Origin of the sequence: Streptomyces roseirectus, assembly GCF_014489635.1 — a bacterium.
GTDB classification, from domain to species: domain Bacteria; phylum Actinomycetota; class Actinomycetes; order Streptomycetales; family Streptomycetaceae; genus Streptomyces; species Streptomyces roseirectus.
Window position 1 is genome coordinate 5,781,935 of record NZ_CP060828.1, and the last position, 11,962, is coordinate 5,793,896.

10 protein-coding genes are annotated in these 11,962 nt (G+C 73.1%); 6 read left to right on the forward strand and 4 right to left on the reverse strand.

The window, feature by feature from the left end; translation table 11 throughout:
* The first annotated feature begins 120 nt into the window (after positions 1-120).
* The 4 genes from hutU to hutI all read left to right on the forward strand — a co-directional run bounded on the left by hutU (position 121) and on the right by hutI (position 6,381).
* Complete coding sequence (hutU, locus tag IAG44_RS24685; protein WP_187749256.1) at positions 121-1,785, forward strand: urocanate hydratase; 1,665 nt, start codon at positions 121-123, stop codon at positions 1,783-1,785.
* A 794-nt stretch (positions 1,786-2,579) separates the two neighbouring features.
* The gene (locus IAG44_RS24690; RefSeq protein WP_187749257.1) at positions 2,580-3,788 is read left to right on the forward strand and encodes an allantoate amidohydrolase; all 1,209 of its coding nucleotides are present in this window, start codon (positions 2,580-2,582) and stop codon (positions 3,786-3,788) included.
* Positions 3,785-5,125: a formimidoylglutamate deiminase gene (locus tag IAG44_RS24695; protein ID WP_187749258.1), complete on the forward strand. Its 1,341-nt coding sequence runs from the start codon at positions 3,785-3,787 to the stop codon at positions 5,123-5,125. Before IAG44_RS24690 ends, IAG44_RS24695 begins: the two co-directional genes overlap by 4 nt.
* A 23-nt stretch (positions 5,126-5,148) precedes the next feature.
* Complete coding sequence (hutI, locus tag IAG44_RS24700; protein WP_187749259.1) at positions 5,149-6,381, forward strand: imidazolonepropionase; 1,233 nt, start codon at positions 5,149-5,151, stop codon at positions 6,379-6,381.
* Positions 6,382-6,387: 6 nt separating this feature from the next.
* On the opposite strand, the gene IAG44_RS24705 is transcribed toward hutI, so the two are convergent.
* On the reverse strand, positions 6,388-7,296 hold the full coding sequence (locus IAG44_RS24705) for an RNA polymerase sigma factor SigF (protein WP_187749260.1): 909 nt from the start codon (positions 7,294-7,296) through the stop codon (positions 6,388-6,390).
* Positions 7,297-7,580: 284 nt separating this feature from the next.
* Here IAG44_RS24705 and IAG44_RS24710 point away from each other — a divergent pair, with 284 nt between their 5' ends.
* Together IAG44_RS24710 and IAG44_RS24715 are read left to right on the forward strand one after the other, a co-directional pair.
* Positions 7,581-7,964 carry an STAS domain-containing protein gene (locus IAG44_RS24710; RefSeq protein WP_187749261.1) on the forward strand — a complete coding sequence of 128 codons (384 nt, stop codon included), beginning with the start codon at positions 7,581-7,583 and terminating at the stop codon, positions 7,962-7,964.
* Positions 7,965-8,120: 156 nt separating this feature from the next.
* Positions 8,121-8,585 carry an ATP-binding protein gene (locus IAG44_RS24715; protein ID WP_187749262.1) on the forward strand — a complete coding sequence of 155 codons (465 nt, stop codon included), beginning with the start codon at positions 8,121-8,123 and terminating at the stop codon, positions 8,583-8,585.
* A 400-nt stretch (positions 8,586-8,985) separates the two neighbouring features.
* Here the strand turns inward: IAG44_RS24715 and IAG44_RS24720 are convergent, their stop codons facing one another.
* The 3 genes from IAG44_RS24720 to IAG44_RS24730 all read right to left on the reverse strand — a co-directional run bounded on the left by IAG44_RS24720 (position 8,986) and on the right by IAG44_RS24730 (position 11,955).
* Positions 8,986-10,191 (reverse strand): hypothetical protein, encoded by a 1,206-nt coding sequence (locus tag IAG44_RS24720; RefSeq protein ID WP_246564378.1) that lies wholly within the window; start codon positions 10,189-10,191, stop codon positions 8,986-8,988.
* 77 nt (positions 10,192-10,268) lie between these two features.
* Positions 10,269-11,297: a hypothetical protein gene (locus IAG44_RS24725; protein ID WP_187749263.1), complete on the reverse strand. Its 1,029-nt coding sequence runs from the start codon at positions 11,295-11,297 to the stop codon at positions 10,269-10,271.
* 4 nt (positions 11,298-11,301) lie between these two features.
* Complete coding sequence (locus IAG44_RS24730) at positions 11,302-11,955, reverse strand: LPXTG cell wall anchor domain-containing protein (RefSeq protein ID WP_187749264.1); 654 nt, start codon at positions 11,953-11,955, stop codon at positions 11,302-11,304.
* Positions 11,956-11,962: the final 7 nt, after the last annotated feature.

Sequence of the window (11,962 nt, forward strand, 5' to 3'; positions counted from 1 at the left end):
TCCAGCCAAACACCCGTACGGCGTGCGTGTCGGTTCCGCGCGCTATTGACTAGTTCTATTCACCTGGCCAGGATGTGAATACAAGCGGAATATCGGCGACGTGCCCCCAGGAGGCAGCCCATGTCAGGACCCCGGCCCGTGCGAGCCCCCCGCGGAACCGAACTGAGCGCCCTGGGCTGGCAGCAGGAGGCGGCCCTGCGGATGCTCCAGAACAACCTCGACCCCGAGGTCGCCGAGCACCCCGACAAGCTCGTCGTCTACGGCGGCACCGGCAAGGCCGCCCGCGACTGGCGCTCCTTCGACGCGATGGTCCGCACCCTGCGCACGCTCAAGCAGGACGAGACCATGCTCGTCCAGTCCGGGCGTCCCGTCGGCGTCATGCAGACGCACGAGTGGGCGCCGCGCGTCCTCATCGCCAACTCCAACCTCGTCGGCGACTGGGCCAACTGGGAGGAGTTCCGCCGCCTCGAAGCGCTCGGGCTGACCATGTACGGCCAGATGACCGCCGGGTCCTGGATCTACATCGGCACGCAGGGGATCCTCCAGGGCACCTACGAGACGTTCGCCGCCGTCGCCGCGAAGAAGTTCGGCGGCTCCCTCGCCGGAACGATCACCCTCACCGCCGGGCTCGGCGGGATGGGCGGCGCCCAGCCGCTCGCCGTCACCATGAACGACGGCGTCGCGATCTGCATCGACTGCGACCCGCGCGCCATCGAACGCCGCATCGAGCACCGCTACCTCGACGTCAGGGCCGACAACCTCGCCCACGCGCTCCAGCTCGCCACCGAGGCCCGCGACGCCCGTCGGCCGCTCTCCATCGGCCTCCTCGGCAACGCCGCCGAGCTGCTTCCGCAGATGCTCGCCGAGGGCGCCCCCATCGACATCGTCACCGACCAGACGTCCGCCCACGACCCGCTGTCCTACCTGCCGGTCGGCGTCGCCTTCGAGGACATGGCCGACGCGGCGGCGAAGGACCCGGCCGGGTTCACCACGCGGGCCCGCGAGTCCATGGCCCGGCACGTCGAGGCGATGGTCGGCTTCATGGACGCCGGCGCGGAGGTCTTCGACTACGGCAACTCCATCCGGGGCGAGGCCCAACTCGCCGGTTACGACCGGGCGTTCGCGTTCCCCGGGTTCGTCCCCGCCTACATCCGCCCGCTGTTCTGCGAGGGCAAGGGCCCCTTCCGCTGGGCCGCGCTCTCCGGTGAGGCGTCCGACATCGCCAAGACCGACAAGGCGATCCTCGACCTCTTCCCCGAGAACGAATCGCTGCACCGCTGGATCAAGATGGCCGGTGAGCGCGTCCACTTCCAGGGCCTGCCCGCCCGCATCTGCTGGCTCGGCTACGGCGAGCGCGACAAGGCCGGCGAACGCTTCAACGACATGGTCGCGAGCGGCGAGCTGGCCGCGCCGCTGGCCATCGGCCGCGACCACCTCGACGCCGGTTCCGTCGCCTCCCCCTACCGCGAGACCGAGGCCATGCTCGACGGCTCCGACGCGATCGCCGACTGGCCGCTGCTGAACGCCATGGTCAACGTCGCCTCCGGCGCCTCCTGGGTCTCCATCCACCACGGCGGCGGCGTCGGCATGGGCCGCTCCATCCACGCCGGCCAGGTCACCGTCGCCGACGGCACTCAGCTCGCCGGCGAGAAGATCCGCCGCGTCCTCACCAACGACCCCGGCATGGGCGTCATCCGCCACGTCGACGCCGGCTACGACATCGCCGAGACGGCGGCCGACGAACGGGGCGTACGGGTGCCGATGCGCGAGGGCGGCGCCGCGTGAGCGACGACACCACTGCGGCGGGGAACCGGAGCACGCCCCCGCCGCCCACCCCGGCCCACCCCGCCCAGCCCCCGTCCCCGGCCCCGAAACCCCCGGCTCGGCCCTCGGCGTCGGTCCCGGAACCCCCGGCTCGGTCCTCGGCGTCGGTCCCGGAACCCCCGGCTCGGTCCTCGGCGTCGGTCCCGGAACCCCCGGCTCGGTCCTCGGCGTCGGTCCCGGAACCCCCGGCTCGGTCCTCGGCGTCGGTCCCGGAACCCCCGGCTCGGTCCTCGGCGTCGGTCCCGGAACCCCCGGCTCGGTCCTCGGCGTCGACCTCGGAGCACCCGGCTCGGCCCTTGTCCCCGGCCCCGGAACCCCCGGCTCGGCCCTCGGCGTCGGTCCCGGAGCGCCCCGCCCGGCTCTCGGCGTCGGCCTCGGGTCACCCCGTCCAACCCCCGTCACAGACTCCGGGCCGCCTCGTCCAGCCCTCGGCGTCGGCCTCGGGTCACCCCGTCCAACCCCCGTCACAGACCCCGGGCCGCCTCGTCCAGCCCTCGGCGTCGGCCTCGGGTCACCCCGTCCAACCCCCGTCACAAACCCCGGGCCGCCCCGTCCAGCCCTCGGCGTCGGCCTCGGGTCACCCCGTCCAACCCCCGTCACAAACCCCGGGCCGCCCCGTCCAGCTCTCGGCGTCCGCCCCGGGCCACCCCGCTCGGCCCTCGGCGTCCGCCCCGGGCCACCCCGCCCGGCCCTCGTCCCCGGCCCCGGAACCCCCCGTCCACCCCCCGTCGCCCACGCCCCCCACCTTCCAGGAGATGTGGCGGGAGCTGCGCCCCCTCGGCCGGCACCCCGACTCCGGTGGCTACCGGCGTTTCGCCTGGACCCCGGCCGACGCCGAGTGCCGGGGCTGGTTCGAGGGGCAGGCGCGGTTGCGGGGGCTTGTGTACGAGGTCGACCGGAACGGGAACCAGTGGGCCTGGGTGGGCGACCCGGGCGCGGGGGACGCTGTCGTCATCGGGTCGCACCTCGACTCCGTGCCCGACGGGGGCGCTTTCGACGGCCCCCTCGGGGTCGTGTCGTCGTTCGCCGCGCTCGACGAACTCCGCGCCCGGGGCGTCGAGTTCACCAGACCCCTCGCCATCGTCAACTTCGGCGACGAGGAGGGCGCCCGCTTCGGCCTCGCCTGCGTCGGATCGAGGCTCACCGCGGGGCAGCTCACCAAGGAGCAGGCGCACCGGCTGACCGACGGGGACGGCATCACCCTCCCGAGGGCGATGGAGACCGCCGGGTACGACCCGGACGCGATCGGCGTCGACAGCGACCGCCTCGACCGGATCGGCGCGTTCGTCGAACTCCACGTCGAGCAGGGCCGCGCCCTCGACCTGAGCGGCGACCGGGTCGGCATCGCCAGCGCCATCTGGCCCCACGGCCGCTGGCGGTTCGACTTCCGCGGCGAGGCCAACCACGCGGGGACGACCCGGCTCGTGGACCGGCGTGACCCGATGCTGTCGTACGCGGAGACCGTCCTCGCCGCCCGCAGGGAGGCCCGGCTCGCCGGCGCCGTCGCGACGTTCGGGAAGATCGCCGTCGAGCCGAACGGCGTCAACGCGATCCCCTCGCTCGTGCGGGGCTGGCTGGACTCCCGCGCCGCCGACCAGGAGAGCCTGGACGCGGTCGTCACCGGCGTCGAGCAGGCCGCGCACGCGTACGCGCGGGAGCACGGCGTCGAACTGGACGTCGTGCGCGAGTCGTTCACGCCGGTCGTGGAGTTCGACCACGCCCTGCGGGACGAACTCGCCCGCATCCTCGGCAAGGAGAAGGACCCCGCCCTCGCGGTCCCCGTGCTCGGCACCGGCGCCGGACACGACGCCGGGATCCTGTCGGGGCGCGTCCCGACCGCCATGCTGTTCGTGCGCAACCCCACAGGCGTCTCGCACTCCCCGGCGGAGTTCGCGGCCGAGGACGACTGCGTCGCCGGGGTGCGGGCGCTCGCCGACGTAGTGGAAGGGCTGGCCGGCAAGTGACAACCGCACAGACGTACTGGCTGGAGCACGCCTGGCTGGATCCGGTCGTCGAACCCGGCGTCGCCCTCGACGTCGCCGACGGCAGGATCACCGCCGTCCGCACAGGCGTCGACACCCCGCCCCCCGGCGCCGAGGTGCTGCGCGGCCTGACCCTCCCCGGCCTGGCGAACGCCCACTCCCACGCCTTCCACCGCGCCCTGCGCGGCACGGTCCAGGTCGGCAGCGGCACCTTCTGGACCTGGCGCGAGGTGATGTACGGCGTCGCCGCCCGCCTCACCCCCGAGAGCTACCACGCCCTGGCCCGCGCGGTGTACGCCGAGATGGCGCTGGCCGGCGTCACGGCCGTCGGCGAGTTCCACTACGTCCACCACAACCCGGACGGCACCCCCTACGCCGACCCCAACGCGATGGGCGAGGCGCTGATCCAGGCGGCGGCGGACGCCGGGATCCGGATCACCCTGCTGGACGCCTGCTACCTGTCGGCCGGGTTCGGCGAGGCACCCAACGCCCACCAGCGGCGCTTCTCCGACGGCGACGCCGACGCCTGGGCCACACGCTGTTCAGGACTCAAGGAACGGGATCACGCACGGATCGGCGCCGCGATCCACTCGGTACGGGCGGTCCCCGCCGACCAGCTCGCGACCGTCGCGCGGTGGGCCCAGGACCGCCGGGCCCCCCTGCACGTCCACCTCTCGGAACAGACCGCCGAGAACGACGCCTGCCGGGCCGCCCACGGCCGCACACCCACGCGGCTCCTGGCCGACCACGGCGTCCTCGGCGCCCGCACCACCGGCGTCCACAACACCCACCTGACGGACGAGGACATCGCCCTCATCGGCGGCTCGGGCACCGGCACCTGCATGTGCCCGACGACGGAACGGGACCTCGCCGACGGCATCGGACCCGCCGTCGCCCTCCAGCGGGCCGGCTCCCCGCTCTCCCTCGGTTCCGACAGCCACGCCGTCATCGACCTCTTCGAGGAGGCTCGCGCGATGGAGCTGAACGAGCGCCTGCGCACCCGCACCCGGGGCCACTGGACGGCCGCCGCCCTCCTGCGGGCCGCCTCGGCGGACGGCCACGCCGCACTCGGCTGGGACGACGCCGGCACCCTCGCGCCGGGCGCCCTCGCCGACTTCACGACCGTCGCCCTGGACTCCGTCAGAACCGCGGGCCCGCTGCCGCGGCTGGGCGCCGAGACGGCCGTATTCGCGGCGTCGGCGGCAGATGTCCGCCATACGGTCGTGGGCGGCCGGCACGTCGTACGGGACGGGGCCCACACAGCCGTGCCGGACGCGCCGCGAGCCCTTGCCGAGGCCGTCGCCGCGCTGCGGTCCTGACCTTCGCCACCCACGAGGACGCCATGAACACGCCCACCACGCCGAGCAGCCCCGCCGGGCCGAACCAGGCGAACAGCACGACCGGCACGACGACCGTCATCACGAACATCGGCACCCTTGTCACCAACGACCCCTCCCTGGGCGACCACTCCCCACTCGGACTGATCCAGGACGCGGCCGTCGTCATCGAAGGCGACCGCGTCGTGTGGACCGGTGAATCAAGCAAAGCACCCACCACTGACAACGCCCTCGACGCGGGCGGCCGGGCCGTCCTGCCCGGCTTCGTCGACTCCCACTCCCACCTCGTCTTCGCGGGCGACCGCACCGCCGAGTTCAACGCCCGCATGTCCGGCCGCCCCTACACGGCCGGCGGCATCCGCACCACCGTCGCCGCCACCCGCGCCGCGAGCGACCGGGAACTCGAGGCGAACCTCACCCGTTACCTGGACGAAGCCCTCCGCCAGGGCACGACGACCATGGAGACCAAGTCCGGCTACGGCCTCACGGTCGCCGACGAGGCCCGCGCCCTGCGCCTCGCCGCCCGCCACACCGACGAGACCACCTACCTCGGCGCCCACATCGTCGCCCCCGACCACGCCGACGACCCGGCCGCGTACGTGGCCCTGGTCACCGGCGAGATGCTGGACGCCTGCGCGCCCCACGCCCGCTGGATCGACGTCTTCTGCGAGAAGGGCGCCTTCGACGGCGACCAGGCGCGCGCGATCCTCACCGCGGGCCGGGCCAAGGGCCTGCACCCCCGCATCCACGCCAACCAGCTCACCCACGGCCCCGGCGTCCAGCTCGCCGTCGAACTCGACGCGGCCAGCGCCGACCACTGCACGCACCTGACGGACGCCGACGTCGACGCCCTCGCGAGCGGTGACACCGTCGCGACTCTGCTGCCGGGGGCGGAGTTCTCGACGCGCGCCCCGTGGCCCGACGCCCGGCGGCTGCTGGACGCGGGCGTCACCGTCGCCCTGTCCACCGACTGCAACCCGGGCTCGTCGTTCACGTCCTCGGTGCCGTTCTGCATCGCCCTCGCGGTGCGGGACATGGGCATGACGCCGGACGAGGCCGTGTGGGCGGCGACGGCGGGGGGCGCGGCGGCGCTGCGGCGCACGGACGTGGGGCGCGTGGCCCCGGGCGCCCAGGCGGATCTGGTCCTGCTGGACGCCCCGAGCCACGTGCACCTGGCCTACCGGCCGGGCGTGCCGCTGGTGACGGGGGTGTGGCGCAAGGGCGTACGGGAGGTGTGACCGGGGTCACTCCTCCACGGTCAGCCCCTTCCGCAGCCGCACCAGCGTCCTGGCCAGCAGCCGCGACACATGCATCTGCGAGATGCCCAGCTCCTCGCCGATCTCGGACTGGGTGAGCCCGGCGACGAACCGCAGCGACAGGATCCGCCGCTCGCGGGGCGGAAGCGCGGCGATCAGGGGCTTGAGGGATTCGACGTACTCGATCCCCTCAAGCCCGTGGTCCTCGTACCCGATCCGGTCCGCGAGCGCGCCCTCGGTCTCGTCCTCGTCCGGCTGGGCGTCGAGGGAGGAGGCCGTGTACGCGTTGGACGCGGCCATCCCCTCCACGACCTCCTCGGCCGAGATCCCCAGCCGCTCGGACAGCTCCGCGACGGTGGGGGAGCGGTCGAGGCGCTGCGACAACTCGTCGCCCGCCTTGGCGAGTTCGAGCCGCAGCTCCTGGAGGCGTCGGGGGACGCGCACGGACCAGGAGGTGTCGCGGAAGAACCGCTTGATCTCGCCGACGATCGTCGGCATCGCGAAGGTCGGGAACTCGACGCCTCTGCTCAGCTCGAAGCGGTCGATCGCCTTGATCAGCCCGATCGTGCCGACCTGGACGATGTCCTCCATCGGCTCGCTGCGGGAGCGGAAGCGCGCCGCCGCGAACTTGACGAGCGCGAGGTTCAGCTCGACGAGCGTGTTGCGGACGTAGGCGTGCTCGTGGGTGCCCTCTTCGAGGGATTCGAGCCGGGCGAAGAGCGTCTTGGACAGTGCGCGCGCGTCGACGGCGCCGATCTCGTCGTACGGGGGGATCTCGGGGAGATCCGCCAGCGGATCCAGAGGATCCGCGAAGTCTTCGTGGTGGGGATCAAGCTGTTCCGGTGGGGGTGTCGACGCCGCCGTCGGGGGCCGGGATGCGTCGAGCCGGGGTGACATGTCGTCCTCCATCGTTCTCGGCAGGTGTGGCGAATGGCTGCCGAAGCCAGTACCTGTGGACTGCGGTGTGCGGCGCCTCCGAGGCCGTCCGGTCGTTCCCCCGGGAATCGGGGCTTCCTACTAGCCCTACCTGCTTCCGCGACCCGACCGCAAGTCCGATTCGCCCCATTTTTCAAGCCGTGTACGGTTGTTCGGCTGTTCGGACTCGGTGGAGGAGCGGAGGGAGGGGGCGTAATGTTCGAGAGCATCGGTACACGGCGGACTACCTCGGGAGAGATGACGGCATGGACCACGGGACGGTCGGCAGCGCACAGTCGGGCCGGCTGCTGGTGGAGGTGCGGGAAGAGGGGGCCAGCGCGGTCGTGACCCCCGCGGGTGAGCTGGACCACCACACCGCGGACCTGCTGCGCGAACCTCTGGAAGGCTGCCTGGCCAAGGGCCTCAGCCGCCTCGTCATCGACTGCTCGCGCCTGGAGTTCTGCGACTCCACCGGCCTCAACGTGCTGCTCGGGGCCCGGCTCAAGGCGGAGGCGGCCGGGGGCGGCGTCCATCTCGTCGCGATGCAGCCCGTCGTCGCCCGCGTCTTCGAGATCACCGGCGCGGAGGCCGTCTTCACCGTCCACGACACGGTCGCCGAGGCGCTTCCGGGGCCCGGCACTGACGGCTGAGCCACCATCGGCCCGCCGGGGTGTGTTCCCCACGCCGCGCCGGGCAGGAGACTTCGTGAACATGTCGACGGCACGTGTCCCTGCGGGAGGGGCGCCGTCGATCCCTAGAGGGACCTGGTACTTCTGGCCCCGGTGAACTGGTGAGGTGAAGCGCTGATGAGCACCACGCGGCCCCCTGTGCCGAGCGACCGCGGCCCGGAGCCCGTGCCGTCCGGCGGGGTCCGCCGACTGCGGCTCGACGGAGCCAGTGGGGTCGTGCCGCTCGCCCGCGACTTCGCCCGGCAGGCGCTGTACGCCTGGGGGTGGCTTCCAGCGGTCGGCGCGGACCGGCGGGCCGCCGCCGAGGACGTCCTCCTCGTCGTCTCCGAACTCGTCACCAACGCCTGCCTGCACGCCGGGGGGCCCGACGAGATCCGCATCTCCTGCGACAACAAGGTGATCCGCGTCGAGGTCGAGGACCGCGGCGCCGGCCAGCCGTCCCCCCGCACCCCCCACCGCGCCGGCCGCCCCGGCGGCCACGGCATGTTCATCGTGCAACGCCTGTGCCTCGACTGGGGGGTCGTCCGGACGCCGGGGATGACTGGGAAGACGGTCTGGGCGGAGGTGGGCGCGCCAGCGTGACGCGGAGCACGCCCGGTCCACCGGGGACCGGGCGCGCCCCAACTCGCCCACGACCGCTTGGCGCCGCCCGTGAAGACCACGGCGGGGCCGTCCACTTGCTCGGCTCCTTCACCGGTGCTCGGGAAGCGCACGAGGACGAACGACCGGACGTCATCCCCTGGTCGGCCATGAGCTCGTACACCTTCACCTTGCACATGGCCTCGACGTCGAGGCCGCCCGGCGCGCAGAGGAGGGCGACGTCCTCCTCGTCGTCTCCGAACTCGTCACGGACGCCGTCCGATCCGACGCGCACGCCTGTTCGCCCGGGTCGCCCCCACGGGAGCGTTCCGGCACCGCGGGATGCGGGTGAATCGCCGGGTCCCTGCCGTCGTCTCCGTCGGCAGGGACGCCCTCGCTCTGTCTACCGCGTCCGCCGCTTCGGCAGGAACGTGAACACCGCCCCGCCCAGCAGGATCGCCGTCCCGGCGACGAGGCCCAGTGCCTTCAGCCCGCCGTGGTTCTCGGCGCCGGTGTCGGCGAGGCCGCCGCTCGTGCCGGTGCCGCCGGCGGCGGACCCGCCGCCCGTGGACGTCCCGCCCGAGGCGCCCCCTTCCTGTTCCTGCGTCTTGAGCGTCAGGGAGACCAGGCTCTGGTCCGGCGTGCAGGTCGTCTTCGTGCCCAGCGCCTCGATGAGCAGCACCCCGGGCGCGAGGGTGGACTCACCGGTCGCCCCCGGTTTGTAGGTGCCCTTGAGGTCGGGGATCTCGATGGGGTCGTTCGTCTTGATCGGGGCGGAGTTGAGGGGCCCCTCGACGTGGACGGTGCCGGTGTCCGCGCCGCCGAGCTTCACCTCCATGGACGGTTTGACCGACCCGGCGGGGATGTCGGCCGGGCTGTTCATCACCGATTTCTTGAACTGGACGGTGAGGGCGTAACTCCCGCCGCTCTTGGTGGCGTTGATCTGCACCGGCGAGGTCGCCTTCTTCTCCCCGAGCGGCGACTGGCAGGTGTACGGCACCTCGACGACCTTGCCGGTGAAGTCGGTCGGCTCCGGAGAGCCGGTGACGGACGGCGAAGGGGACGGCGAGGGCGACTGCGACACCGAGGGGGACGGCGAGGGGGAGAGGGAGGGAGACGGCGACGGCGACGAAGAGCCGCTGGGGCTCGGCGAGTCGGAGGACCCGCCCGTCACGGTGATCGTCGCCGCCTGCGCCACCGCCTGCGTCGGCGCGCACTCCGTGTTCGTCCCCATCGCGTTGACGACATACGCGTCCGGCGTCAGCTTCACCTCCCCCGGCGCGGTCAGTTTCAGCGAGCCCTTCATGTCGGCCAGCACCATCGCGCCGCCCTTGGGGATCGCCGGGTTCTCGCGCGGCCCGGTCATCGCGAGGTCCCCGCTCTGCGCCCCGGAGACCTTCAACGTCCCCGACGGCTGAACGGAGTTGGCGGGCAGGTCGATGATGTCGGGGTTCTTGGACGCGGCCTGGACGAACTTCCAGACGACGTCCACGGTGTCGCCGACCTTCGCGGTGGCGGGCGCGGTGACGGCGACCTTGGTGGTCCCGTCGACGGGGGGAATCCCGGCCGGGGGGACGCAGTGGGTGGTGTACGACACCTCGGCGGCCATGGCGGGGACGGCCGTGAGCCCGAGCAGGGCGCCCGTCCCGACCGCGACCACTGCGACGGCCGCTCTCCTGGTGGCTCTCACGTCATGCCCTTCCTGCTGGGGGTCGTTCGGTCGTCGTGCGGTGCGGAGAGGCGGCCCTGGGTGTCCGGGGCGAACCAGGGCAGGGTCCGTTCGACGGCCGGTGCCGGTTCCTCCCGCTTCCGGTAACGGCCGTGCAGGGGACGCCACGTGCGGTGGTGCGGGCGCGGGCGCACCCGGTCGACGATCGCCATGCCGATCCGGAACAGCGCGGAGGGGACGACGACGGCGACGAGCGCCCAGAACAGGACGACGCCCCAGGGCCGGCCGACGTCCCAGTCCCGGTCGGCGAGGACCTTGCCGCCGTATCTCAGGGAGACCGTGTAGTCGCCGTGCGCCCCGCTGCCCAGCTCGAACGGCAGCTCCAGGCGGGCGCGTTGACCGGGGGCGAGGGTGCCGTCCCACTGGTGGTCGTCCCACTGGGGCGCGAACACCCCGTGGGCGGTGCCGACTTGGAAGACGGGGTTCGTGACGGGGGTGGTGCCGGCGTTGCCGACGGTCACCGTGAACGTGCGGGCGGGCGGCGCCCCGAACCAGGTCAACAGGCCGCTGGAACCCTTGAGTCGAGGGTCCGTCAGGACGCGGATCTCGCCGGCCCCGGAGATCTCCGGGAGCGGTTTCTCCTCGTGTCCGGCGACCTTCAGCGCGGCGTCGGCCTGTGCCTTGGGTCCGGTCGCCGTCGCGGCGTGGACCACGCACGGGCAGGGCACCGGCGGTCCCACGACGGGGAGTTCGCGGGTGAAGCGTCCGCGCGCGTCGGTCGTGACGGCGCGGCCGTCCGCGTTGGCGCAGGAGTTGGTGCCGCCGAGGACTCCGCGCTCGGGGCTGGACCGGCCGCACAGCAGCAGGGTCAGCAGGGATTTCGCGGGCCAGCCGGTGCCGGTCACGGTGAGGGAACTGCCCTTGCCCGCCTCGGATTTGGCGAGTTTCAGGGTTGGTTGCGGTGCGGCGTCGGCTATCCCTGCCACCGTCGCCGTCAGCAGCAGTGTGAGGGCGGCCAGCAGGGCGGCGACCCTCCTGACAGGCACGGCGCTAACGGGCACGGCGTGTCAGCCACAGGGCGCCCGCCGCGCCGGCCAGCAGGACCGTGCCCCCGAGGGTGCCGAGCGCGACGAAGGAGTCCTCGGGGCCGGTCTGCGGGAGCTGGGGCGTGGCGGCCGGCGGGGAGTCGGAGTCGCCCGCGGTCACGTCCAACGTCAGTGACGCGCCCGGGGAGTTGGTCGGCGTGCAGGTCGTCGTCGTGCCGAGCGCCACGATCGTCAGCGTCCCGGCGGTGAACGTCACCTTCCCGGCCGCCTTCGGCGTGTAGGTCCCGCTCAAGTCGCTGATTTTTATGGGGGTGTTGGCGGGGATCTTCGCCTGGTTGGCGGCCCCGGTGACGGTGAGCGTCCCGCTGTCGGCCCCGCCCACCTTGACGGTCGCCGAGGGCTTCATCGCGCCGGCCCCGAGTTCGACGGGGCTGGACGACACGCCCTTCTGCCACGACATGGTGATCCGGTAACCGCTGCCGCTCTTCACGCCCTTGATGTCGATCGGCGAGACCGCGCTCTTGTCCCCGATCGGCGTCTTGCAGGCGTAGTTGACGTCGACGACGGCTGCCCGCGCGCCCGGCGCCACCACCAGCACCCCCGCCCCGGCCAGGACCGCGCCCGACGCGAGCACGACACTCCGCTTCCGCTTGGCCACGATCCCT